The organism is Psychrobacter sp. ASPA161_6 (assembly GCF_051970285.1).
Taxonomy (GTDB): Bacteria; Pseudomonadota; Gammaproteobacteria; order Pseudomonadales; family Moraxellaceae; genus Psychrobacter; species Psychrobacter glaciei.
In genome coordinates this window covers 52,704-78,710 of the sequence record NZ_JBEFNJ010000003.1, presented here as the reverse complement: position 1 = coordinate 78,710, position 26,007 = coordinate 52,704, and the positions used below count along the sequence as shown (strand labels likewise).

Sequence of the window (26,007 nt, the reverse complement as noted above, 5' to 3'; positions counted from 1 at the left end):
AGTCTACACTTGCCACACGCAAGCGTTTACTGACCTTGGGTGGTAAAGACGTTTTGTTTGCTGACCATGTACTGACCATCATTGCTGTTCACATTTAAGGTAACAAGCGTTTGACCAGATTCAATGACATCAGGATCACCATAAATACTGACGGGCATATCAAAGCTTTCACCCGCTTCTAATGGTACATCATTAAAACGCAATTCCAAACTCAGACCTTCTTGCGGGGCAAGGGTTATCTTATAGATATGAGGCTCTTGTGTTTTATTGGTCAGCTTGACGATATAGCTATTTTCAATCATGCCTTGAGTATTGATGGATGACAACTGATTGCGGTCACGGCGAATATCAATCTCTAAGGGGACACGATCGGTCAAGGCATAAACGACACCACCGCAAAGCACGGTCAGTAGCGCTAAATAGGCAAAAAACCGTGGGCGAAATACTCGGCTTTTCTCTTTTTCTGCCAGTTGCCGTTCTGTCGTATAGCGAATCAAGCCACGGGGATAACCCACTTTATCCATGACTTCATTACAGGCATCGACGCACGCGGCACATTGAATACAGGCCACTTGTAAACCATCACGAATATCGATACCAGTAGGGCATACTTGCACACACATCTGACATTCGATACAGTCGCCTAAATGTTCCGGATTGGTCCCTTTTTTGCGCGCGCCTCGTGGCTCACCGCGCTCATAATCATAGGAAACAATCAGCGTATCTTTATCAAACATAACGCTTTGGAAGCGCCCGTAAGGACAGATCTGAACACACATCTGCTCACGCATGTAGCCAGCATTCACATAGGTAGAAAAAGCAAAGATAAAGACAGATACCCAAATCCACGTAGGCCAATCAGGGAAAGGTATAACGCCTATCATCTGCCAACTATGATATAAGCTATCAGTGCCGGAGACATAGCTTACGAATGTAGTCGCCGTAATCATTGAAAAAACAAACCAAATAAAATATACCAAACCACGTTTAAAGGCTTTTTTTGCACTCATCGGTTCTTTATCGAACTTCATGCGCTTATTACGGTCACCAATCACCCATTTTTCAACGTACTGATATAGATGCGTCCAGATCGTTTGGGGACACGCATAGCCGCACCATACCCGACCAGCGTATACCGTTACCATAAATAAGGTAAAAGCGGCAATCAACGCAAAGGCGGCAATGAAATAAAAATCCTGAGTCAAAAAAGTCATGCCAAAAATATAGTAATGCTGCGAGGGCACATCAAACCATATTGCCTGCCTATCATTATAACGCAGCCATGGCAGTAGCAAAAACAGCGCCAAAAACGCATACATACTAACGACGCGGATATTTTGATAAAAACCCGTAATAAATCGAGGATGAATACGATGCTTGGTGGCATCAAGATCAATCTGCTGTACAGGGATTTTATTGGGTTGTGGTGCTGACATAAACGTGCCTCTTTAAAAAAAGAATCAGTCTGCTGGCATGATGAACAAACACCTATAATAAAAAGATGTCGGGATGTGCGATGTTATCAATGTCAGTAAGTAGCTGAGTGGGATAATCACTGTAAAAAACAGTGAACCCTGCTACCAAATGAGCGATTGTAAATAGCCAATTACGATTGAACCATTCATACTAAAAATGGCGATCGATTCGTGGTTTTCAAATCGTGCTATTTTAGCATTATCCCTACTATAAATGGGGTAATAATGCTCAAAAACAATCATTGTATCCAAATTATATTGACCGACTAGTTGTCGTCGAGTCGCCTGCACAGCTGGCTTTGCAGAGTAAATAAGTATCATGACAAAGACATGAAAGCGCTTAAACTAAAATTTTCAGCCAAATTGCCAAACAAAAGGGAGAACTGCAATAACAGTTCTCCCTTTTTTCGATCTTATCCATTTATCCTATAACGACTGACTAAAGTAGTCTTAGTTAACGGTAGCTGTTGCCGGTGCTGCTGCTTTTGATGCAGTAGCAGTAACAGGTAGGGCTTGAGTGGATTTAGCTGGCTTGTCTGACAAAGAGTAAATATAAGCAGCAAGTAGCATAATACGCTCATTACCTAGCTTCGTTTCCCACTGCGGCATCACACCTGCGCGTCCGTAACGTAAAGTATTACGTACCGTTTCGCGCTCGCCGCCATATAACCAAATGGTATCAGTTAAGTTTGGCGCACCCGCTGAAATCATACCTTTGCCATCTTTATCATGGCATAACGCACAATTTTGTTGGAAGATAGCTGAACCTTGAGCAACCAATGTCTGATCAAGTTTGCCGTTGCTTTTGCTACCGTTATTCGACGACAACGATAATACATATTCTGATGCTGCACGCACACCGTCTTCACCGATCTGATCGCGCCATGCTGGCATACCACCAACGCGGCCATTGTGTAGCGTGGTCAAAATATTTTGTGCTTCGCCGCCATATAACCAATCATTATCAGTTAGGTTAGGATAGCCTGTTGCACCTTTCGCATTCGAGCCATGACATACCGAACAGTTCTGTAAGAACAAACGGCTACCGACTTTTAGTGCGTTCGGATTTTCAGACAGCTTTTCAATATAAGGGGCAAGCTCAGCAATTTTTCCGTCAATTTGTGTTTGCAAATCTGCAGGTGGTGTCTCACTACGACGCATGGTTGCTTGCAACTCATTAAGTGTGCCCAATGTCGCAGTCGCGCCCGCTGCATCTGCTTTTACCAAGATGCTTTGCTCAAAATTATCGGTAAAGATTTTATTATTGCTTTCAAGCTCACTGAATAGCTCGTTCTTAGAGGTCCATGGTACGGTTTCGCCATCGACTTCTACGGTGGCGATGCCTTCCCAGTGTGCTGGGAACATTGCTGGGAAAAATACCCAGTAAGCGACACCCCAAACGATTGAGCCAAAAAATATCACCAACCACCATTTAGGGAGTGGTTTGTCGTATTCTCGGATACCATCATATTCATGACCAGTGGTACCGTCTTCCTCAACGTCTGGCTTGTATTTTAATACAAACAGTAGGACGCCAAGAATGAAAAGCCAGCAGCCGAAACTGAATAGCGTGATCCAAGAACTCCAAAAAAATGTCATCGTTTATCCTTATTGCGCTGCTCTTCAGACAGAGACTTTATATCCTCGTCATCAAGCGCAAGTTGTGCATCTTCTTCGAAGCGTTTTTTGTTTTTTGGCGAATACGCCCACCATGCAACGCCTACGAAGGCAACAAAGGCAGAGACGGTCGCAATTGTTTGTAATTCACCAATACCCATTAGCGCTGTCCTTCCATTGCGGTGCCTAACTGCTGAAGGTAGGCGACTAAAGCATCAAGCTCAGTGGCACCAAGCACAGCATCAGGAGCACCTTCAATATCTTCTTCAGTGTAAGGTACGCCAAAACGATCGCGGAATAGACGCATCTTCGTTTGTACGTTCGTACCGTTGACTTCGTTGGTCGCAAGCCAAGGGAAACCTGGCATCACTGACTCAGGTACTAGTGACCGTGGCGCAATGAGATGTTGCTTTTGCCAGTCTTCCGAATAGCGTCCACCAACACGTGCTAAGTCAGGCCCTGTACGTTTTGAACCCCATAAGAATGGATGATCCCATGTTGATTCAGCGGCACGTGAATACGGCCCATAACGTTCAACTTCAGCACGCAGTGGGCGAACCATCTGCGTGTGACAGACGTGACAACCTTCACGAATATAAATATCACGACCTTCAAATTCAAGCGCAGTCCATGGCTCCATAGAAGGTAGTGGGGCGTTCACGCCACCTTCTTCTGGACCCTTGTTATCATAAATCAGCGGTACGATTTCAACTAACGTTGCAAAACTAATCGCAATAACGATACCGATGACCAACAAGCCTGTATTTTTTTCAATAATTTCATGCGGTGTACCAGCCATGATCGCTCCTTATACTTTAGCTGTCGAGGTATTGACACTAGATTCGTGATCCGTAGGATCAGCAACATCTACAGGCTTACCTTCAGGCATCTTAAGTGTTTTATAAACGTTATATGCCATCACAAACATACCCGACACATATAAGAAGCCACCAAAAGCACGACCAATATATGGGAAATGTGAGAACTCAACCGTATCAACGAAGCTATATACCAAAGTACCATCTGGGTTAGTAGCCAGCCACATCATGCCTTGGCCAATACCTGAGATCCACATTGATACGATGTAAAAGATAGTCCCTGCCGTCGCTAGCCAGAAATGCGTGGTGATTAAGCTGATAGAGTACATTTTTGGCTTATTATAAATACGAGGCAACAGTACATATAGCGAACCAATAGTAATCATGCCCACCCAACCAAGTGCACCTGAGTGTACGTGACCAATTGTCCAATCCGTATTATGCGATAGCGCATTAACGGTTTTGATAGACATCATTGGGCCTTCGAATGTCGACATGGCATAGAATGACAGTGCCACAATCATAAAGCGAATGATCGGATCGGTACGTAACTTATCCCAACTACCAGATAGCGTCAAGACACCATTAATCATACCACCCCAAGAAGGCGCGAATAAGATAATGGAGAACACCATTGCCAATGACTGCGTCCAATCAGGAAGCGCCGAATAATGCAAATGGTGACCGCCAGCCCACATATAAGACGCAATCAATGCCCAAAAGTGAACAATAGACAAACGATACGAATAAATAGGACGACCAATCTGTACTGGGACAAAGTAATACATCATCCCAAGGAAAGCTGCCGTCAAGTAAAAACCGACCGCGTTATGTCCGTACCACCACTGCACCATGGCATCGGTTGCACCGCCAAATAACGAGTAAGATTTAAACGCACTAACCGGAATCGCCATGCTATTTACGATATGTAGTAACGCAATCGTAATAATAAAAGCGGCAAAGAACCAGTTAGCCACATAGATATGTGAGGTTTTACGTTTGATGAGTGTTCCGAAGAAAACAATGGCATAAGATATCCACACCAACGCAATCAATATGTCGATGGGCCACTCAAGCTCAGCGTATTCTTTACTCGAGGTCAAACCTAGCGGTAATGTAATGACAGCAGAAACGATAACAGCCTGCCAACCCCAAAAGGTAAACCAAGCCAAATACGGTGCGAACAAGCGTGTCTTACAGGTACGCTGGACGATGTAGTAAGACGTTGCGAACAGGGCAGAGCCACCGAACGCAAAAATAACCGCATTGGTATGTAGCGGTCTTAGACGGCTAAAGGTCAGCCATGGGATGTCAAAGTTGAGTGCTGGCCATGCCAACTGTGAAGCAATGAACACGCCAAGACTCATGCCGACGATGCCCCATACAACGGCCATTATCGTAAAAAATCTTACGACAGTAATTTCATACTCACGGTCAACTGGGGCGACTGCTGTGTTTTGTAAACTCATTGGATGATTCCTTTACAGCCCGAATTATCAACAGAATTAACTAACTCTCCGCGCTATCTGTATCAAATAAATTGATGCAAGCAAATAGTGACTGCGGTACATGCTGTTTTTTGACTCATTTATCATCTTAAGGTTATTAACTATCAAGCTAAGCTTCCACTCGGTATCTACTGATGCAAAGAGGAAGGGGGAAGCGCTAGAAAAATATCTCGCTTACAACCAGTTGATAGTAGGATTGTTAATAACTCGTTAAGGGGAATAAGGAGTGGCGCCGTATAATTAAGCATCAAACATCTAGCGATGTTAAGGATTTATCTTAATTACTACTGAAAATAACAGCACTAACGAAGATAGATACTGGTATCCACCTGGTAATAAAATATTATTGACCATTGATGTATGCTAGCGGCGGCTGACAAAAAAACAGATTAACGTAATGTTTAGTTAAAACTCCCGACTCTGTTTAAGGGTATTGTAACGCAATCCTAATCAAATATCATCAGAACTATGCGGCAAAATACAAACTCTTTGGTAAAAATATAGGCAGGCAACTCTTTGTAGTTATGCTAGGAGCCTATTTTATACTCAATTTTAAGACTATTCTAGAGGGTTAAATGATACGAATTGCAGGGTACAAGGACAAACTCTAGAGAAATTTTTGTAACAATGGCAACATTAGCCTTATAAATAGGTTTTACTTATCATCAAATCGCCCCTTATAATGAGGCTGAAGAATATCGATAGTAGATTTCCTATCCATTGTTATGACAACAATGACAAAATAACGATTTTAATCATTTGGACACAATTGGGCGGCGGTAATCCATAAGGTGAACCCAGTGCCCCATTCATTAAGGATAATAAGATGGCAGTTTTTTTGACAGATGCATGGTTCGATGACGTTGAGAAGTTAGGTAGTGAAGCCGGTGAGCTAAATTTGCCGCCAGCGCTGGCTAATATGATTATTAACCTAAAAGTGTCCGACACGGACAAAGACATCGAAGCCAACTTTGCCGATGGCTTGTTGCATCGCGGCTTGAATGATAATGCGACCACCACACTCTTGCTTGACCGTAGTATTTTGCAATCTATCATCACTGATTTCGACACTAATGAAATTATGGGTGCGTTTATGGGTGGCAAAATTCGTGTCGAAGGTGACATGTCACAACTGATGGCGGTACAAACTGCGCGTCCAAGTGCTGAGCAAAAAGAATTGTACAAGCGTATCAAATCAATGACGACGATGGCTTAAGCCTGTATTCTCTCGATTTTCCCAATCGGTTAGTTTTGATCAATCTTATTCACACTGACCATAAAAAAATCCCCTAATTCTATGTTAGGGGATTTTTTTATGATCGGTAACTGTCACAATGACGTATAGTTAAGGAGAGCTGTTGAATTTCCTAGCTGGCTTTTGATTGCGCCGTCGCGTCTTGTGACTTTTGATTTTCTTTGTAAATGGCGGCTTGTAGCCAAACATTTGCCTGAATGTAGTCATGTACTTTGATAGAAGCAGTCTCTACTGTATTGAGTGCGCCAATACGTACCACGAATGGATCGGCATCTTGCTCACGTAGTATTACCACATCAAACAAGATAATTGATTTGCCATTAAAGAGAGTTTCTTGCTTGCCAAGTACTTGACCTTGGCACCATGCTTCGTCTTCTTGTCCCAAAGTATCACCGAACAGATACGCACACATATGACCCAAGTTAATCTCTACAGGAGCCATTTGTTCTTTGGTTTCAGGCTTCCATTCTTTGATTTGCTCTTGTAGATCGTCTGGTATCTGACCATCATTGGCAGCGACGATGTCATTAAACGCGCGGTGATAGCGGATGGCTTCTTGATCTTCTACCATAATGACTTCTTGCTGTTCGCTCAGCTTAATTTCATGCGCCCAAGCACTGAAATTCGCAAAATACGAACTGTCGCGTTGGTATAAGTGGCGATTGGCGGTATAAAGCTGGTCAAAGGCATAAATAATACTGCCATCAGCTGTACGTAGGCGCAGTACTGCGTCGTGCGAGTTGTCATTGGCGATGATACGCTCGATTTTGCAATGCAGCCCATAAGGACTGTCAACACAAGGGTAGGCGTTGATAAAACGTTCTGGTTTGCCGTCTTTCATTGCCAGCACTTGGTTGATGTGGCAAGGCTGATCTTCAGACAACAACAAGCAACTGTCCTTGGCGCTGACGTTGGGGTTGAGGCCCTTGGGCATGGCTGCTTTTTCGATCATCTTTTGTAGCCACTCTGGCACATCCTGACTCATGTCATCGGTTAAAATACGCCAATGATCGGCGTGACCCGCAGCTTGCTCGTCGGATAATGTGATTTTGGTAGGAGATTGGATGTTTTTATATTGATAATTAATGGTCATGAAAATACTCAAACTTAAGTCAGCGATGAAGTTTGGACCTAACACTGTGATTGCTTATCTAGCATCCAATATCTACAATCATTGGTCTATGATAGCCAGCAATGTCAGCAGCACAGGGTCAGCAAACAACAATGAGGGGTTAGTGACAATTGTCCTTAGCATACAATATATAGGTATAGACGCAAGTAATAGCAAGCCCCTCATAAAAAATAATAACAAAACCCTATTTTTATTAAAAAATACGCGCAGTTTTTGCTAATGACTGGCACATATCTGCCAAATTGTGTCAAACTAGCTCCCTTTTGATGGCCAAATCTGGCCTATTTTAAACCCTATTTTTGTGTTCGATTTATATGTTGGTATGGCAGACGCCATATATAAGGCGTTTGTCGCTGCTCGTTTTGGCGCATATAAAAGTCGCACGTAGATAAGATAAAGAGTTTGAATATGTTTCGTCCTTTAGCGTTATTTATCGGCTTACGATACACCCGAGCAGAGCGTAGTAATGGTTTTATTTCCTTTATATCGCTGATCTCGATGATAGGTTTGACCCTTGGGGTTGCCGTATTGATTACGGTACTATCGGTCATGAATGGTTTTGACCGCGAGCTAAAAACCCGTATTTTGGGCATGGTGCCGCAAGCAACGGTTATCTCAAGTGAGGTGATTGGCGATTGGGAACAATTGGCAGATCGTATCAAAGAAGATCCAGAAGTGGCTGCTGTGGCACCCTTCATTCAATTACAAGGCATGCTGACGTCGAATGGCCAAGTAGCAGGCATTATGGTCACTGGCGTCGATCCTCAGTACGAAAAAAATGTCTCGATCATCAACGATCATATGACTGAAGGTAGTATCGATACGCTACAAGCTGGTGATTTTAGTATTGTACTGGGTGAAGAGATGGTGCAATCGCTGGGCTTAAGTATCGGTGATAAGGTGACTTTGGTGTTGCCAGAAGCATCGCCATCACCTGCTGGTGTGATACCGCGCTTTAAGCGTTTTACCCTCACGGGTATTTTTAGTATCAGTCCAGAAGTGGACAGCCTCATGGCCTTTATTCCGATGAGTGATGCTGGCAAATTGTTACGTCTGCCAGCTGGTGCTCAAGGTATCCGTATGAAGCTAAATGATATCTTTACCGCGCCCATCGCTGCTCAAAAAGCGGCTGCCATTGCCCCTGATCGACTCTATCCGAATGACTGGACGCAAACGCATGGCAATCTATTTGGGGCGATCCAAATGGAAAAAGCCATGGTAGGATTGCTACTGTTCTTAATCATTCTAGTGGCAGCATTTAATATTGTTTCAAGCTTGGTGATGCTGGTCACGGATAAAAAAGCGGATATTGCGATTCTAAAGACCTTTGGCGCGTCACCTCGTCTGATTACGCAGGTCTTTATGGTACAAGGCGTAGTCATCGGCGTCATCGGTACGATTGCGGGTACGATATTGGGCGTTATATTTGCCCTCACGGTTAGCGACATTCTAGGCTTTATTAATCAAGCCTTCGGTCTCAATCTTTTTGATGCTTACTTTGTCAATTACCTACCATCACAGCTGCGCTTGACGGACGTGGTATTGATTACTGGTGCATCGTTTGTATTGAGCTTTTTGGCCACGATTTATCCAGCACGCCGAGCGGCTAAAATTCAGCCTGCACAAACACTGCGCTATGAATAATTAAAGCCATAAGCGAGGGATTGGGCCGCGGATTTACTCGCGCGCTCAAGGCTGGAATGTTTAGTCAGGTTTAAAAAAATCATGAATATCGGTATAAATAAAATAAAGGAAGCGCTATGTCTGCCATTCTAAAAGCGACCAATATTAATAAGATATATGATGAAGGTGCAGTTAGCACCCAAGTATTGACAGGCTTGGATTTGACCGTCCACGCGGGTGAACGCATCGCTATCGTTGGTACCAGCGGCTCGGGCAAAAGCACTTTGCTACATTTGCTGGGTGGATTGGATACGCCAACCAGCGGTGAAGTTTGGTTGCATGGTCAGTTGTTAAACAGTATGAATGAGACCGAACGCGGTGCGATGCGTAATAAGCATTTGGGATTTATTTATCAGTTTCATCATCTATTGGCTGAGTTTACTGCCATTGAAAACGTCGCGATGCCATTGCTGCTACGCCCAAAAGTATCAACGACTGAGGCGAGAGATCAAGCAATAGCGATATTAGAGAGCGTTGGTCTAGAGCATCGTTTGGCGCATAGACCTGGCGAGCTATCAGGCGGTGAGCGTCAACGCGTGGCCATTGCTCGTGCACTCGTCACCAAACCTTCGCTTATATTGGCAGATGAGCCAACGGGCAACTTGGATTATGACAATGCGCAAAGCGTTTTTGGCCTACTATCAGAGCTGCAAAGTACCATGAAAACGGCACTACTGATGGTAACGCATGACCGTAACTTGGCAGCATTGGCAGATCGTCAGCTGTTACTGCGTAATGGTCATTGGGAACAATACTGAATAGCTTAAGTATGAAATATCCTAAGTATTTAAGTATTAAGGTATTTAAGTATTAAGGTATATTCTCAATTCAATCAACAGTCATATAGATAGGCTAAAAATGGCTAAATTTTGCCAAACAGCGAAGATAATATCGAGGTATTAACTGGATATTATCTTCGCTTTTTTTCTTGTTTGGCTACAATGGGGCTCATTTTTATCACCCTGCTTAAAATGATGACACGCTTTAGAAGAAATATCATAAAGTAGAGTATAAAAAATAGGTTGCCAACTATAGTTTGCTGAGTATAATTGGATGCAGTAAAGAGTAGTGCAGACCCTAATCCTAACAATGTACCTGATGTATTTTTTATATAGAATCGGCTGTAGTAGCCTTATTTAATAGAACAAGGATAATGACAATGAATGAAGATGAAGATCCAGTCGCTGCTTTTGGCAGTGCCGAAGAAGGCAATGAGCCATTGAAACCGTATATTGATCCAACGTTGTTTGACACCGTCGACAAAGATGCACAGATTGAACTACTTACTTCAGTTTTTGATTCTATTACGCTGGCAGGTGTTGATTACGATTTAAAAGCGCAGGATAGCGCCACTGGTAAACGCTATACGCTGCTCAAAGACGAAAAAGTGGTCGATATCTTTGTGATGGATAGCAGCTTTACAGACAATGTCCTAGCAGCGATAGAAAAAGACAAAGAAGACGATTGATTAAGCAGTATGTGTTGGGATTGCAGATTATCGTTTAGGTGGTTTATCTTGAGCGGTGTGCTGACGTTTTTGCCAGCTTGACACGGTTTTATAACGCCAAATAGCTTTAAATGCCAATCCGCAAATGATGCTGGTAATAATAGCGAGTATGGCGCTTCCCACACAAAACGCGGTTAATGAAACAGTACCGTGATAAGTGATAAAGGGGTTGGCGCCATCAGATAGTACCCACAAGCTAAAATCAGCAATCATCCTGCCGATAAGTCGTAAACTGATCATCGGCACATCAATAATTTTGGCACCGATGTAGTAACCAGCATAAAAGATAGGCAGGCTAGTGACGGGGTTGGTGATCCACGTCAAACCAAGCGCCATAGGGACATTGGCACGAAAAATTAGCGAGCCAATTAATGCCAATAGCATCTGTCCGGGTAACGGAAAAAATGCACTGAGTACACCAATATAGACCGCTTTATTTAAGCTGTGCCGGTTAAAATGCCATAAACGCGGATCAGCCAAATGCGGTGCAAATAATTTCAAAATGCGGCTTTCTAGAATTTTCTCTGGTGTGGGCAGCAAGTCTTTAAGACGTTTTTGGGGCACAGTATCGCCTTTAATCGTTATCAACCGCTGGCTCAATCATATTGATGGGCTGATATAAAGAGATATTAGGAATAAAATACGGGTGAGAATAGTATCAGAAAAAAAGGGTAATAGTGTCGAATAATTATTATTGTAATACCTCTCATCAGTATAGGGCAATACTAAAATAAATGCTATCGCTTGACCAACGAGACAGTCGTTATTGCTAGGGCCTGTCTTCAATTCAATCGATAGTCATCTAAATGGGCTAAAAATGGATAAATCTTGCCAAACATCGTCAAATAGCTGGTTAATATCCCGATATTATCTGCGCTATTTTTCTTGTTTGACGGCAGTTTATCTCATTTTTATCACCATTTTTGAAATGAAGACACGCCCTAGAGTGAAACGATATACTCGCGCCCATTTTTGTGAGCAACAATAATCCGTTAAAATTGACTGTATTTAAACAGTCAGCTCATTAAGCAAGGAGCGCTGGTGTACTGGTTACTTGGTAGTCTGGTGATTATCGCTATGATGGGCGTTTTGGCAGTCGCGGATAGTCTGGCGATACCAATCAACTCATTAATAGAGCTGCATAACGCTAACAGTTGGCTGCTATTATTAGTCATTATTGCTATTGTCTTGATAGCCATTAATCAGCGTCGAGCGCTGTCTAATAACTTGGCAAACATCCAAAAGCTTTCTTCTAAACACCAACCTTCTCAACCTTTTTTTTCTCAAGACACGTCTAAATATTTTTCTTCTTCCTCTAAATTTCCCATTCGAATTGTCAATTATTTGCTGATAATGATACTGGCCATGGGGCTGGTGATGGGTAGCGCATTGCAAGCCTTGATGGGTTATCAGCAGGCTGAAGCGACCAAAATTACTGAATCTATGCGTGTACAGGCTTTGGTCACTATCGAGGGTATTAGTGATAGCGTTTACGATGGGGTCACCAATAGCGGTTATCGACAAGTCGCTACCGTCAGTCATATATCGCCCTTAATATCTGAGTTGACAGCTCAAGAATTAGATAGTGCTAAGGTCAATTATTTCACAAGTATGAAAAATAGCCTAAGCAATAGTTTATTTGATGATATTTCAAATGAAAGTAGTGATAGCAATATTGAATATCGAGTGCTACTCAATGCTTATCCAAAAAAAGGCTCTAAAAGCGCTCAGGTCGCTGATCTAAATCAGTTGCGACCGGGTGATCAGCTGTTTATGACGTTAACGCTCGCACCGCTTGCTACCTCTGAGCAAGCTCTCAATAATCCCTCTGGGTTTGACAGTTATCGCTGGTTGCGAGGTCGTCATATCGATGGGGTGGCAAATATAGTGACGACCAGCACGTCGTCTTTTGCGCTCGATGAGTCGTCTGCATTGGAAGCTGCTTCTCGCTCCTATCTTAAGCGTTTTCGTACTCGGATTGACCAAGGGCGTTGGCAATTGCGACAGCATTTTTATCAAGAGTGGGCGGGACAAACTACAGCCACGCAGCAAGCAAAAGCGGTGACTCTAAGTTTGCTCACAGGCGATCGCAGCTTAATCAATCGCGATACCAAAGATCTGTATCAATTGGCTGGTATTTCACATTTGCTGGCTATCTCTGGCACTCATGTGTTGTTTTTAGCGATTATGCTGGCAGGGGCAGTCGTATTCTTGCTCAATCGTCTGTATCCAGCCTTATATCGGCACATACCACGCTGGCAAGTGCGCTGGTGGGTGATGATCAGTGCCGCTTTTATTTATGCGCTATTCACTGGTTTCGATGTACCCGCTGCTCGTACTGCCTGGATGTTATTGGCGATAGGTCTAGTACGATTAAACTTGCTACCGATTAGTACGATGCGAGTATTGTTGGCGCTGGCAGTCTTGATGGCATGGTTTGATCCTTATGTGCTCTGGCAAGCTGGGTATTGGTTGTCCTTTATCGCTGTGGCGCTGTTGCTAAAATACGATAGTGCTTCACAGTCGCAAAATAACTCAGTGTTATCACAATCAGAAAAACCTCTCTCTCAGCATGATACTAAATATAGCCGTATCTTACTTACAAAAGTATGGCTCACAGGCCAACGTGTCTTTAAGTTGCAGTTCTGGTTATTTATCTCGTTGCTACCCATTACGTTGTTATTGTTTGGCAAAGCCTCACTATGGGGTCTAGTCATCAATTTATTTGCCATTGGTTTATTTGGCTGGGTTATCGTACCGCTCAATCTACTAGCTGGGCTTTGCTACTTATTATGGCCTGCGCTTGCTGATAGCATCTGGGTGTTGGTCAGCGCAATCATCAGTAATTTACATGATTTGATTACGTGGTTAACATCATTGCCAGCGCTGTCAGAGGCGTGGCTGTATACGCCAGTGAATATGGCGATATTACTGATGGTATTGCTGGCGATGTTGCCTTGGTTATTACCACGTGGACTTATCAGTCGTTGGCTGGCATTACCGCCTTTGACGCTATTAATGATGACGGTATATGCCAACCAGCAGTCATTAGCCACGTCACCAACTTTATATATATTACCCACTGGAGATCACTATATAAGCGCGGCGGTGCTGCAATACCCTATAATGGATAACGAGGTTGGGGTTAAGGATAATAAGGCGCAGTCCGCGAAAGGAAGTGTGAATTGGTTATTTTTGGCAGACCACAGGCCTAGTGCTACGCGTACCATGCCAAGCACCTTGACGGCAGAGAAGCTGTCCGCGATATTAGAGCAGCAATTACGCACCTTATCGATTAAACGCTTAGAAGGGCTCGTAGTACAGACAAGCAGTGCAGGATTGACCGATACGCTCACTATTAATGATGCTAGCAATACATTTAAACCTAACGCCTCAGAGTTGTTGCCGATGACTGTTGCCAGAATAAGTCAGCGCCTACCGACCAGCCAGTATTGGCAAGCAGGGCGTAGTGATCGTTGGTTTGAGCGAGAAAAACTTTATAGAGAAACAAGCGAATCTAACAATGCTAACAATGCAGCGCATGTCACTACCAAAACGTATATCAGCCCTAAAAGTTGTGAGCAAAATGACTCATGGCAGCTCCCCAACGGGGATTTATCATTACAAGCAATGACGGGCTGGAGTAAGATAGATGACGCCAGTGTGTGGGACTGTACAATTGCCATCGACAGCAGGTTGCCGATACAAGTATTGCAGTATAATGCAGCTGATCCACTTAATTCACCGCTGGCCACCTCTCAACTACTAACGGCAATTCCCTCTACAGCAAAAAATACGCAACCAAATAACCAAGAACTTACTATGCAAGCTCAGTCTTTGCCATCACGTATCGTTGTTGATGCCGATACCCATCAGCGCGTTTGGCAACTGTGGTCACTGCTCTGCCAAGCTGAACCGTTTGATGATAGCGCCTATAGTCATTATACTTGGCTTGGGCACAGCGCCTCACACCTAGCGACCGATGATATTAAGCGCCAGCGTATCAATGAGGTCATTACTTATGATGATAATGCACTTGAGGCAGCACTGTCTCTGAACGCTCATTGAGTCCTAGAATAATATTTGGACGCGACATCTTATTTTGACAATACATTCTAAAAATCATCTTAACCGTAGCAGCGTTATAATATGGTGATATTTCACGGTTACACTCTTGAACCATAACCGAAATAGCACCATACTTAGTACTCTATTAATATAGATGACCCCTACAGTGAGAAAATTTGATTTCTCACTGTATTTATTTTCTATATCATCTCTTTTATCGTTTTAGACTGTTTCTGACTTAGGAAGTTATATGCCCAACTGGCCACCAGACCCTAACAAACGTTCTGACAATTCGGCAAATCAGCCAACACAGATGCCACAGTCAAGCCAGCCAAGCGGACAAGAATGGCGCCTGATTGAAAATACCTTATTGGCTAGTGTGGTTGAGCAGCGCCGCGCTCGTCGCTGGAGTATTTTCTTTAAATTATTGACCTTTGGTTATATCTTATTGATATTTTTGACCCTTGGTCGTGGGTGTAGTAGTTCGCCAACGGGTATGGATGCAGTCGATACCAGCGCGCCGCATTTGGCCGTGGTTGAGCTGCAAGGCGTCATCAGTAATGACGATGTTGCCAATTCTTATGATGTCAATGAAGCTTTGAGAGATGCTTTTGCGAATAGTAATTCCAAAGCGGTGGCATTAGATATTAACTCACCTGGTGGCTCACCTGTACAGTCTGATGAAATCTGGCAGACTATGAGGGAGTTGCGCAAAGAGTACCCAGATAAAAAGCTTTATGCTGTTATCGGTGATATTGGTGCTTCAGGTGCTTATTACATCGCTTCTGCGGCAGATGAGATTTATGTCAATCCATCAAGTTTGGTTGGCTCTATCGGTGTCATTATGCCAAGCTACAATGTCAAAGGTTTGATGGACAAGGTCGGTGTAGAAGATCGTACTATTACGGCTGGTGAGTACAAAGACATTTTAAGCTTGTCGCGCCCATTGACTGATTATGAAGAAAATCATGTCGAAAAAGTATTGGCCAATACGCATAAGCATTTCATTAATGCTGTAAAAGAAGGTCGAGGTGACCGCTTGAAAAACCCTGAGCAAAACAAACTGTTCTCAGGATTATTTTGGACAGGCGAGCAGTCTATTGAGCTAGGTTTGGCAGACAAGACAGGTAGTATCACAAGCCTGAGTAAGCAACTAGATCTTGATACTGTGATTAGCTATAGCCCAACTGATCCGTTCCAAATGTTTATGGATCGTTTTGCCGTGCAACTGGGTGCAGGCATTGGCTCTAGCGTTAGTGTTGATGGTTTTTTACCACAAGAAGAAGGTAACGTAAAGATGCGTTAAGCGTTTAATGTTTTAGATATACTGTGTATGATTGTTGAGGCTGGGCATATAATTATGCTCAGCCTCAATTGTATGTAATGCTAAATAAATATCTTATTTAAGACTAAATCTTTAAGACTAAGTCGTTATCAATGTCGCGATAGCTATCAATTTTGCTATATTGGTGATATTTAGCTTAAGTATGCTATAAGGTTCAATCATTAAAAATAATATATAACATAAACCATCCCACGAGAGCCTGTTATGAGTGATGAAATAAATTTGCAGACCTTTGCAGCGCTACCTGTCTCCAAAAAAACCAATAAGCCCGTTATACATTTTGCCCATGCCAATGGGATGCCAAGTGCCGTTTATCAGCCGTTTTTTGAGCATTTAACAGAGTTTTTTACCATCGAATATATCCCGATGTTAGGCAATACGCCTGATTATCCAGTGGATGATCATTGGCGTCGACTGACTCAACAGATTATCGACAGTGTAAAAAGCACCTGTGAGAAGCATGGCATCTCGCAAGTCGTGGCTGTTGGGCACTCGCTGGGTGCTATGTGTACGTTACAGGCGCTGTACCGTGCGCCTCAGCATTTTGCTCAGGCGGTATTAATGGATCCGCCTTGGATTTATGGCAAAGTCAGTTTTTTGTGGCATTTGGCAAAGACAGCAGACAGATTGCCTCTTATGAATAATCGTTTGATGGACAAGCTGTCACCAGCTGGCGTGTCTAAGCATCGCCGCGATGTGTGGGACAGCCGAGCCGACGCGTATGAAAAAATGCGGCATAAAGGTTTTTTTAAAAACTTTGATGAGCGTAGTTTTCAAGGATATATCGAGCACGGCTTACATGAGCGTGCGGATGGCAAGGTAACATTGGCGATTCCGAAAGCAAGCGAAGTGGCGGTCTTTCGAACCAATCCATCATGGTATTGGCTGGCACCAAATCGAGGGCCCAAAGTACCTGTCACATTGATTATTGGTCAAGACAGTATCTTTCTGAAACGCCGTTTCCCGCAGCAAATCAAATCCCGACTCAATATTCCTTATGCAACCCATGCGGGTGGTCATATGTTCCCGCTTGAGCATCCAGAGTCTGTGTCACGGCAAGTATTGGACTTAATCAAGCAACAACTCCCACATGAATGATGCTCGCTACTTATTTAACGGCTTATATGAATAACTATATGAAGCTGTCAGGAGCATTGCTCGTTTATTTTTTTGAGTCACCGCCTTATGCCAAACCAACCTAGTGCCACCAATGACCCGTCTATAAATGCGCCCGAGCGTTTGCCGTTATTTTCACGCTTCGGTGCATTTTCAATGACCGTAGGAATGGTCATATCATTTTTTATCAGTCAATTGTTAGGAGTATATGTTGCAGGTAAGCTGTTATTACCAGCAGCTAAAAGCTCAAGCGTGGCTGATGTATTTTTCTTTGGCAGTAGTAATGGTACGGTCGTGAGTGTGTCGATCATGATTGGCGGTATCTTGCTCGTCGCCCTCATCGTTATGCTGATTCAGTTAAGAGGTGGTAATTGGCAACAGTATCTAGCGCTCAAACCGTTTTCAGTAACGGTTGGCGTCGGCATGCTGGGCTTGCTACTGATATTTATGATTGGCAGTCAGGCATTGACTTACTGGCTCGATAAATCACCATTGGTATTTGTAGACCCGCTGTACCAGTCAGTCAGCTCAGTGTGGCTACTGGTGTTTGCGATGGTGATCGTTGCGCCATTATACGAAGAGCTGGTCTTTCGCGGCATATTATGGTCGGCCATTGCTGAGCAATTCGTCGTCTCACCAAGTCAAGAGCAGCGTGGGGCGATCATTGCCAGTATCATCACCAGTTTGATATTTGCGGTGATTCACTTGCAATATGGCGTTTATGAAATCAGCACTATCGTAGTGTTGGCATTGATATTTTGCTACGCACGTGTCAAGTCTGGTTCGCTGCTACTACCAATGCTGCTACATATTGTGAATAATGGCGCAGCGATGTGGCAGTATTTAGCGCAAACAGCTTAGGGCGTGTCCTCAATTCAATCGATGGTCATCTAAATAGGTCAAAAATGGCTAAATCTTGCCAAATGGTGTCAAATAGCTGACTAATATCTCGATATTATCTGCGCTATTTTCTTTGTTTGACGCCAACTTATCTCATTTTTATCGCCATTCTTAGAATAAGGACACGGCCTAATCAAAATCTGTTTAATCAAGCGTCTGTTTAGTAAAAAAGCTATGCATCAGGATTTAACGCCAAGACTTCAGATGCTGCTTGCTTAATATCATCTATGGTCAGCTTGGGTTTGCCACTCAATGATTGACGCCATTTTCGAGCACCTGTCAGCCCTTGAAACAATCCTAAATAATGACGCGTCATCGTGGGTAGTGCTTCACCTTTGGCGACTTTTTCTTCTAGATAAGGATAAAGCTGCGTCAAAATGTCTGAGCGCTTAGGTGCTGGCTCACCCCATAAGCTGTTGGCTTCTGCCAGTAGATAAGGGTTGTGATAAAACGCGCGGCCAATCATCACACCGTCTATATGCTGCAAGTGCGCTTGAATATCTGCAACTGTCTCAATACCGCCGTTTATCTCGATATCGAGTTGTGGAAAGTCTTGTTTGAGACGATACACATCCTCATAGCGCAGTGGCGGAATGTCGCGATTTTGCTTGGGACTAAGACCTTGTAGCCACGCAGTACGGGCATGAACGATAAAACGGCTACAACCTGCAGCAGCAACTTTCTGCACAAAATCTGCCATAAACTCATAACTGTCAAAATCATCGATACCAATGCGGTGTTTAACCGTCACTGGGATATCGACAGCCGCTTGCATATGTTTGACTAAGTCAGCGACAGTGTTTGGCTCGGCCATGAGACAAGCGCCAATTTTATTATGCTGTACCCGATCTGACGGGCAACCAACATTGATATTGACTTCATCATAGCCATGCTGCTGGGCGAATTCAGCACACTGGGTCATCTCACCAATATCTGCACCGCCAAGTTGCAGGACAAGTGGGTGCTCAAGTGTATCAAAGCGCAAATGCCGAGCCCGATTGCCATGTATGAGCGCACCAGTACTGATCATTTCGGTATATAGATACGTGTGCGGATTAAACAGCCGTGCAAAATAACGATAATCTGTCGTTGTCCAATCAATCATCGGGGCAACGGACAGTCGTTTATTGGTCATATCAACCATGGGTATTAAGCCTTAATATTTGTGTCTTAAATAAATGGATAAGGTGCAATGGATGAGACATACCATTGCACCTTAGTTTCAATCTTGATGTGGATACTGATCAGCTATTTACGAGATCACGTGATCAATTTTTTTGTATTCAGGTAGATTATAAAAATAAAGCCCCATGATAATACCAATAAAACCAATAAACGTAATGTATAGTGCTGGTGAGAAGCTTATTAAAGTAGTGGCATAGCCTAGACCAAAAGGTACTAGCACGCCCACGATGCCGTAGGTAATATTATAGCAAAAAGCCATTCCTGTGAGGCGCACATTGGTCGGAAACAATTGCACAAGGATAGCAGGTACCATACCGACGATGCCAGCGCAGAAGCCTAATAGCGCATACATGATTAATATGTAATCACCACCTGCCTGCAAATGGTAAAAGAAGGCCAGCATTTGAGCAATGAGTAGAACAGAACCAACAACTAAAATTTTACCAAAGTTTTCATGGTTAGACACCATGCCATAAAATATGCAACCAAAAATCATAAATATGATGCCCAAACTATGAGAAAACCCAAATAGATCACTATCTAAAACAAAGTTTATCTCTATTAAATCTGGTAGCAGTAGAATGACAACAGAGGTAATGCTAGAAATGACCAGTGTCAGTACCATACCGACAAATATAGAATGCTTACAATGTTTAAAAAGTATGGTAAATGGTTCGCTCACGCTAGTACCGATTTTTGACTTGTCCAGTGCAAGAAAGAATGGTGTCTCTCCAACGAGTCGCCACACCAATAATGGCAAAAAGCTTAATACAGCGGCAACTAAGAATGGCAAACGCCACCCATAATCAGTCAACTGATCCGTCGTCATAAAGGTAGAGAGCCACATAAAGAATGCATTTGAAAATAGCACACCCACTAAAAAGCTGGCAGTGACATAGCTACAGGCTACTGATAAATACTGCCGCGGTACATGCTCTGCCACAAAAACCCATGCCAAGGGGACATAAAGGCCATATGCCATACCCTGTATAAGCCTTAGGAAAATAAATAAAGCGGGCGCAATCCATCCCCACTGTGCATAAGTGGGCAGACATGCCATCGCCAACAAACTTGCAGCGGTTACTATCAGGCTTAGCAACAATATGGGCTTTCGACCTTTTATATCACCGTATCGACCAAAGAGGATACCACCAATTGGACGTGCCAAATAACCAACAGCAAAAAGCCCCAGCCCTTGTAGTTTAGCAACTTGAGGGTTGGTGTTCGCAGGAAAAAATGCAGCCGAGATGATATCTGCAATGTACAAGTAAATCAAAAAATCAAAAAACACTACAGCGCTGGTAAAGCTAATAAACAGCACTACATTTTTGTCTCTAGCAGACATTAACGCATATTGAGAACGAGACGGCATAATAGATCACGCATCCACAGAGTAAAGTGGTCATTAAGACGGTCATCGTTTGGATAACCGCTCATCATAAAAACCGGCAAATCAACGTAGATAGATAATGATTTGCCGAAACAGTAGGTTTGGGTATTTGGTATGAGCAATGTTGGTTACAGAGTGTTTGATTTAACAGAAGCTAAATCCGAAATCTTGAACTTTTGAGTGTCAATTAAGGGTCAGTGAGTAAAAGGTCTTACGTCTTTATAGCAGCCAGTCGATTGGTAACCATGACATGATGGTGAGCCAAATGTGATCACTCATATCAACGCGTGGCTCTGAATTATAAATCACTTTTTTACCATCTTCCATGGTATGCCATTGCAAAGCGCCGCTCTCCAGCAACTTGACTTCATAAGCTTGATTTAACAAATCATCGCTGAGTGCACCGTGCAGCTGGCTTGCCAGTTCCTCATCGTTAATAATGACACCCATTTCGGTATTGATATTGGCAGAGCGCGGATCGACATTGTATGAGCCAATAAAGACTTGATAGTCATCCACGGCAAAAGTTTTTGCATGTAAGCTGGTCGATGATTGACTACGTGCTCGCCACAGCTTATTTTCACGTTCTTCTTCAGCAGCCGTTGATTTTAGCTCGTATATTTTGACGCCTGAGCGAAGTAAGTTGGGTCGCCATTGACTATAGCCAGAGTGAACGGCAGTGACGTCCGTTGCATCAAATGAGTTGGTCAAAATCTTAATATCAACACCAGATTTGGCCAGCTTGACCAAGGTATCGACACCATCTTTAGTCGGCACGAAATAAGAAGAGATGATAGTCAGCTTTTTGGTTGGGCTACCGAGCAAAGTGCGTAGCTGATGTACCAAATTGGTGTCAGTAGGAACCGTTTTGCTCAGTTTACCGACATCATCACTCAAAAACTGCATATCTGTCCAACGAAAGGGTACCCGTTTATTGATCAGATCGCTGTCTATCGTAGAGTCTTTGATCGCCGCTTTATAGACCGTCAAACTGCTGCCTTCGTTATTGTCTTCGTCGAGACCGAGCTTATCCAATGCGGACAGAAAATCAGGTGTCACATCATCATCAAATTTTGCCAACGTTTCGATATCAAATGATAAAGGTGATGACCAGTAACTGGCAAAACTGTTGTCGATATCTGCGACGACTTTGCCAATAAGTAACACATCCAAATCCGCAAATTGACTGCTCTGATCATTACTCAGGTATTCGTTACCAATGTTACGACCACCAATGATGGTGATTTGCTTGTCAAAGGTCATGCTTTTATTATGCATACGCCGATTGATACGCGGCAATCCTGTGACAAAGTTCAAGGTTTGAAATTTACGATGCATCAACGGATTAATAATGCGCACCGCAATATTTGGGTGGCTGGCAAAACGTAATAAATGCTGATCGAACTTCGCGCTATTATTAAAGTCATCGAGCAACAAGCGCACGATAACGCCGCGTTCAGCTGCATCCCAGAGGTCTTTCAACAGTAGTTGACCGGCTTGGTCATTATGCCAAATATAATACTGTGCATCGATGTTACGTGTGGCCATATCTGTCAAGATACTGCGCGCGGCAAAGGCATTTGCCCCAGTCACTATCGGGTGATAGCCTGACAAATCAGGGTGAATATCGTTCTGTGCACTGATAGCGGACACCAAATCGATATTACTGGTTTCAGTCGCTGCAATTTGTTTAGGCTGTTGGTTGCTTTCTTGCTGATATAAAGCATTCACTCGCGCTGACAAGGCTTGGCTTTCAGGCAAATGTGGCTGTTCGGGCAAAATCTGACATCCACTCAGTCCTAAGGTCAACCCGAGTGTTAGGCTCAGCGATAAATTGCTTGGTTCTATATTTAGCATCGACATAACTGATTAACCCTAATAAGCCTTGATTTATTGAAAGTTTGCTGAGTATTTTCGTTTATTTTCAAATAATAGCGCTGATTATAATGCTTATAAAAATAACACTCGAGACAAAGCGTAGGACAAAGCCTAAATGGTCGCTAAGCTTAGCAGCTGTCGTCCTATCTGCCTATTATAAATACGTTATTTTTTAGTTTATGCACTTGACTAAGCTCGCGTTTTATTCTGATTATAGACTTGGTGGTTCTATCAAGACGTATTCAAAAATAATGTTCAGTAAGGCTCTGAAACCAGATGTTTGGAATAAGTTGACATGCTATGATAACGCTGACAAATGGCATCTATAATTAAAAACAAGCAGCCATTCTATTACTAATCGTTTTATTACCAACACATTTTACTACTAACACATTTTACTACTAACACATTTTACTACTAACACATTTTACTACTAACAAAAGTAACGGAAGATTTATGAGTCAGTCGCAAACGCAGAATGAGAGCAATGTAAGTAAGTTAGATCCAAACTGGCGTAACGACGCCCTAGATTTAGGGCTTGATTATGGCATGCAGACCATCGCTGTACGAGCAGGGCAACATCGCACGGATGAAGGTGAGCACTCAGAGGCTATCTTTACTACCAGCTCGTATGTTTATACCTCAGCGGCAGATGCCGCCGCTCATTTTAACGGAGATAAGACAGGCAATGTCTACTCGCGGCATACCAATCCAAGCGTTCGTACCTTTGAGCGTCGTTTGGCAGCGCTTGAAAATGGTGAGCGTGCAGTCGCAACAGCCTCTGGCATGGGTGCGATTTTGACCATGTGTTTGGCCTATCTAAAAGCTGGCGACCATTTGCTGGCTGCTAATCAGCTGTTTGGTTCATCCATCGGTCTATTCAATAATTATATGGCCAAGTTTGATGTTGAAGTCAGCTACGTTGATTGCTTTGATAATGACGCTTGGGCAAAAGCGGTTCAGCCGAATACCAAGGTTATTTATTGCGAAAGCCCTAGCAATCCATTGGCGCAGATTTGTGATATTGAGTATTTAAGTAAGCTGTGCAAAGCCAATGACATCTTATTGGTGGTAGATAATTGCTTTGCCACGCCAGCCTTGCAGCGTCCACTCGACTTGGGTGCTGATGTGGTCATTCACTCTGCGACCAAATATTTGGATGGTCAGGGTCGTGTATTGGGCGGTGCGCTGGTTGGTAGCGATGCGCTCATGCAAGAAGCGTTTACCGTGGTACGCTCAGGCGGTATTAGCATGAGTCCGTTTAATGCATGGGTGTTTACCAAAGGGCTTGAGACACTGAAATTGCGCATGCAAGCGCATTGTCAAAATGCCAATCAAGTGGCGGATTTCTTGGTCAATCATCCCAATGTTAGCACGGTGCATTTCTCAGGGTTGAGCGATCATCCGGCTCATGAACTGGCGACGCGTCAACATCATATGAAAGGTGGTTATGGTGCTATCATGGGTTTTGAAGTCAAGCCATCTGCTAGCCTTGATTCAAAAGCCGCTGCATGGCATGTGATAGACTCAACGCAAATGGTTTCTATTACTAATAATTTGGGCGATGCCAAAACCACGATTACCCATCCAGCGACGACTACCCACTTTCGCTTGACCGCTGAGGCGAGGGCAGAAGCAGGCGTCAAAGATGGTCTGATTCGTCTGTCTGTTGGTTTAGAAGATGTAGAAGATATCATTAAAGATTTGGCGCGTGGTTTAGACAGTTTGTAAAGATAACGGTATAATCACTGTTAACGCATAAAATTTACGTTATTAATAATTACTCATTACGATACGCATTATCATAAATAATAAAGAGGCAACTATGAACATCCAAGCATTAATGCAACAAGCACAAACGATGCAAAAGAAAGTCGAAGCAAACGTTGAAAATGCTAAAAAAGAGCTAGGCAATAAAGAAGTTCACGCAGAAGCGGGTAGTGGTCTGGTAAAAGTTACCATGACGGGTCGCCATGTGGTTAAGCGTTTGACCATTGATCCAAGTTTGCTTGAAGATGAGCCAGATATGATCGAAGACTTAATCGCTGCTGCTATCAATGACGCGGTGCGTCAAGCGGATGAGCTATACGAAGAAACCATGGCTGGCGCGACCTCAGGTATGGGTTTACCACCTGGTATGCAAGGTATGTTCTAATATCTATCCCAAAAATAAGCTAACTTTGTCAGGCTCGCTAAGCCTACTAAGGGTAGCGCTTGCACTCGTCTTCCTCGTTATCTCAAGTTTTTGGTATCGATATACGACTGGCTTTATATTTAGCTAATTATATGTTATCTGACTATGATCATATAGAAAATGGGGTTGTTATCGACACGATACGACCCCATTTTTATAACTACGGTTTATAAATTAAGTTAAATAAAGGAAGACGCTTTGCTGACAGCCAAATTTGATCAGCTGGTCAAACAGCTGCGTATTTTGCCGGGTGTGGGTCAAAAAAGTGCCCAACGTATGGCGCTGCATTTGCTTACCAAAAAGCGCCCACAAGGCATGGCACTCGCCCAAGCACTTGATGAGGCGATGCGTGATATCGTCGAATGCCAGCGTTGTCACAGCTTTAGTGATGAGGTCGTTTGTCCGCTGTGTCAAGATCCAAGGCGTGATGATGGCCTATTATGCGTGGTCGAAACGGCGGCAGATGTGATGGCTATCGAGCAAACGGCAGGTTATCGTGGACGCTACTTTGTTTTAGGTGGTCACTTATCACCGATTGATGGGATTAGTGCCGACGACTTAAACATCGATCAGCTAGTATGGCGGGTTAAGCAAGAGCCTGTTGAAGAGCTGATATTGGCAACGGGTACAACTGTCGAAGGGCAGACCACCGCACACTTTATCAGCGAAGCGGTCAGTCGTCATGTCAATAAAGTCACACGTTTGGCGCAAGGCGTACCTATGGGTGGCGAGCTGGAATACCTTGATAGTATGACCCTTGGACAAGCGATGCAAAATCGCTCTTTCTTATAGTATAGTTGATACTAAATAAAATGGGTACACGACATTATGATGCGTGACTGGCACAAACTTTTCTTGCTTGCTGTGCCTACGCAGACAGAGGCTACGAAAAATTTATACCAGTCACGCTGTCTCTTTTTTATATTGACCTGACTA

At 43.4% G+C, this 26,007-nt stretch carries 21 protein-coding genes; 11 read left to right on the top strand and 10 right to left on the bottom strand.

Features of this window, described 5'->3' with window-relative positions:
* Positions 1 to 26: 26 nt before the first annotated feature.
* From ccoG to ccoN, 5 genes are all read right to left on the bottom strand, one after another.
* Complete coding sequence (gene ccoG / locus ACTQ9T_RS09535) at positions 27 to 1,436, bottom strand: cytochrome c oxidase accessory protein CcoG (protein ID WP_189584539.1); 1,410 nt, start codon at positions 1,434 to 1,436, stop codon at positions 27 to 29.
* 489 nt (positions 1,437 to 1,925) lie between these two features.
* Entirely contained in the window at positions 1,926 to 3,074 is a 1,149-nt protein-coding gene (gene ccoP / locus ACTQ9T_RS09530; RefSeq protein WP_440464907.1) for a cytochrome-c oxidase, cbb3-type subunit III, read from the bottom strand.
* Complete coding sequence (locus tag ACTQ9T_RS09525) at positions 3,071 to 3,253, bottom strand: CcoQ/FixQ family Cbb3-type cytochrome c oxidase assembly chaperone (protein ID WP_010199605.1); 183 nt, start codon at positions 3,251 to 3,253, stop codon at positions 3,071 to 3,073. Before ACTQ9T_RS09525 ends, ccoP begins: the two co-directional genes overlap by 4 nt.
* The gene (gene ccoO / locus ACTQ9T_RS09520; protein ID WP_201591481.1) at positions 3,253 to 3,891 is read right to left on the bottom strand and encodes a cytochrome-c oxidase, cbb3-type subunit II; all 639 of its coding nucleotides are present in this window, start codon (positions 3,889 to 3,891) and stop codon (positions 3,253 to 3,255) included. The genes ACTQ9T_RS09525 and ccoO overlap by 1 nt, the downstream gene beginning before the upstream one ends.
* A gap of 9 nt (positions 3,892 to 3,900) precedes the next feature.
* Positions 3,901 to 5,379, bottom strand: a complete 1,479-nt coding sequence (ccoN, locus tag ACTQ9T_RS09515; RefSeq protein WP_010199609.1) for a cytochrome-c oxidase, cbb3-type subunit I — start codon at positions 5,377 to 5,379, stop codon at positions 3,901 to 3,903.
* 865 nt (positions 5,380 to 6,244) lie between these two features.
* Between ccoN and ACTQ9T_RS09510 the strand changes: the two genes are divergently transcribed.
* Positions 6,245 to 6,634 carry a hypothetical protein gene (locus tag ACTQ9T_RS09510; RefSeq protein ID WP_010199611.1) on the top strand — a complete coding sequence of 130 codons (390 nt, stop codon included), beginning with the start codon at positions 6,245 to 6,247 and terminating at the stop codon, positions 6,632 to 6,634.
* A 151-nt stretch (positions 6,635 to 6,785) separates the two neighbouring features.
* On the opposite strand, the gene ACTQ9T_RS09505 is transcribed toward ACTQ9T_RS09510, so the two are convergent.
* On the bottom strand, positions 6,786 to 7,766 hold the full coding sequence (locus ACTQ9T_RS09505) for a hypothetical protein (RefSeq protein WP_201591448.1): 981 nt from the start codon (positions 7,764 to 7,766) through the stop codon (positions 6,786 to 6,788).
* 447 nt (positions 7,767 to 8,213) lie between these two features.
* Between ACTQ9T_RS09505 and ACTQ9T_RS09500 the strand changes: the two genes are divergently transcribed.
* From ACTQ9T_RS09500 to ACTQ9T_RS09490, 3 genes are all read left to right on the top strand, one after another.
* Positions 8,214 to 9,449 (top strand): lipoprotein-releasing ABC transporter permease subunit, encoded by a 1,236-nt coding sequence (locus ACTQ9T_RS09500; RefSeq protein WP_010199617.1) that lies wholly within the window; start codon positions 8,214 to 8,216, stop codon positions 9,447 to 9,449.
* A gap of 116 nt (positions 9,450 to 9,565) precedes the next feature.
* Positions 9,566 to 10,246, top strand: coding sequence for a lipoprotein-releasing ABC transporter ATP-binding protein LolD (lolD, locus tag ACTQ9T_RS09495; RefSeq protein ID WP_440464906.1), 681 nt, complete (start codon positions 9,566 to 9,568; stop codon positions 10,244 to 10,246).
* Between the two features lie 401 nt (positions 10,247 to 10,647).
* On the top strand, positions 10,648 to 10,956 hold the full coding sequence (locus tag ACTQ9T_RS09490) for a hypothetical protein (RefSeq protein WP_440464905.1): 309 nt from the start codon (positions 10,648 to 10,650) through the stop codon (positions 10,954 to 10,956).
* A 27-nt stretch (positions 10,957 to 10,983) separates the two neighbouring features.
* On the opposite strand, the gene ACTQ9T_RS09485 is transcribed toward ACTQ9T_RS09490, so the two are convergent.
* Positions 10,984 to 11,559: a DUF2062 domain-containing protein gene (locus tag ACTQ9T_RS09485; RefSeq protein WP_440464904.1), complete on the bottom strand. Its 576-nt coding sequence runs from the start codon at positions 11,557 to 11,559 to the stop codon at positions 10,984 to 10,986.
* A gap of 477 nt (positions 11,560 to 12,036) precedes the next feature.
* Here ACTQ9T_RS09485 and ACTQ9T_RS09480 point away from each other — a divergent pair, with 477 nt between their 5' ends.
* The 4 genes from ACTQ9T_RS09480 to ACTQ9T_RS09465 all read left to right on the top strand — a co-directional run bounded on the left by ACTQ9T_RS09480 (position 12,037) and on the right by ACTQ9T_RS09465 (position 18,385).
* Positions 12,037 to 15,063, top strand: a complete 3,027-nt coding sequence (locus ACTQ9T_RS09480) for a ComEC/Rec2 family competence protein (protein WP_440464903.1) — start codon at positions 12,037 to 12,039, stop codon at positions 15,061 to 15,063.
* 250 nt (positions 15,064 to 15,313) lie between these two features.
* Positions 15,314 to 16,369, top strand: a complete 1,056-nt coding sequence (sppA, locus tag ACTQ9T_RS09475; protein ID WP_440464902.1) for a signal peptide peptidase SppA — start codon at positions 15,314 to 15,316, stop codon at positions 16,367 to 16,369.
* A gap of 243 nt (positions 16,370 to 16,612) precedes the next feature.
* A complete protein-coding gene (locus tag ACTQ9T_RS09470; RefSeq protein WP_440464901.1) occupies positions 16,613 to 17,506 on the top strand; it encodes an alpha/beta fold hydrolase in 894 nt (297 codons plus the stop codon).
* Between the two features lie 87 nt (positions 17,507 to 17,593).
* Positions 17,594 to 18,385 carry a lysostaphin resistance A-like protein gene (locus ACTQ9T_RS09465; protein WP_440464900.1) on the top strand — a complete coding sequence of 264 codons (792 nt, stop codon included), beginning with the start codon at positions 17,594 to 17,596 and terminating at the stop codon, positions 18,383 to 18,385.
* Positions 18,386 to 18,596: 211 nt separating this feature from the next.
* Here ACTQ9T_RS09465 and dusA read toward each other — a convergent pair whose 3' ends face one another.
* The 3 genes from dusA to ACTQ9T_RS09450 form a co-directional block, all read right to left on the bottom strand.
* Positions 18,597 to 19,568 carry a tRNA dihydrouridine(20/20a) synthase DusA gene (gene dusA, locus ACTQ9T_RS09460; RefSeq protein ID WP_201591433.1) on the bottom strand — a complete coding sequence of 324 codons (972 nt, stop codon included), beginning with the start codon at positions 19,566 to 19,568 and terminating at the stop codon, positions 18,597 to 18,599.
* Between the two features lie 108 nt (positions 19,569 to 19,676).
* On the bottom strand, positions 19,677 to 20,981 hold the full coding sequence (locus ACTQ9T_RS09455) for an MFS transporter (protein ID WP_201591429.1): 1,305 nt from the start codon (positions 20,979 to 20,981) through the stop codon (positions 19,677 to 19,679).
* 237 nt (positions 20,982 to 21,218) lie between these two features.
* Positions 21,219 to 22,862: a phospholipase D family protein gene (locus ACTQ9T_RS09450; RefSeq protein ID WP_240215881.1), complete on the bottom strand. Its 1,644-nt coding sequence runs from the start codon at positions 22,860 to 22,862 to the stop codon at positions 21,219 to 21,221.
* Between the two features lie 471 nt (positions 22,863 to 23,333).
* Between ACTQ9T_RS09450 and ACTQ9T_RS09445 the strand changes: the two genes are divergently transcribed.
* From ACTQ9T_RS09445 to recR, 3 genes are all read left to right on the top strand, one after another.
* Positions 23,334 to 24,608, top strand: coding sequence for an O-succinylhomoserine sulfhydrylase (locus ACTQ9T_RS09445; protein WP_440464899.1), 1,275 nt, complete (start codon positions 23,334 to 23,336; stop codon positions 24,606 to 24,608).
* Positions 24,609 to 24,702: 94 nt separating this feature from the next.
* On the top strand, positions 24,703 to 25,032 hold the full coding sequence (locus ACTQ9T_RS09440; protein ID WP_189584573.1) for a YbaB/EbfC family nucleoid-associated protein: 330 nt from the start codon (positions 24,703 to 24,705) through the stop codon (positions 25,030 to 25,032).
* Positions 25,033 to 25,269: 237 nt separating this feature from the next.
* Positions 25,270 to 25,863, top strand: coding sequence for a recombination mediator RecR (gene recR / locus ACTQ9T_RS09435; protein ID WP_010199654.1), 594 nt, complete (start codon positions 25,270 to 25,272; stop codon positions 25,861 to 25,863).
* Positions 25,864 to 26,007 lie beyond the last annotated feature (144 nt).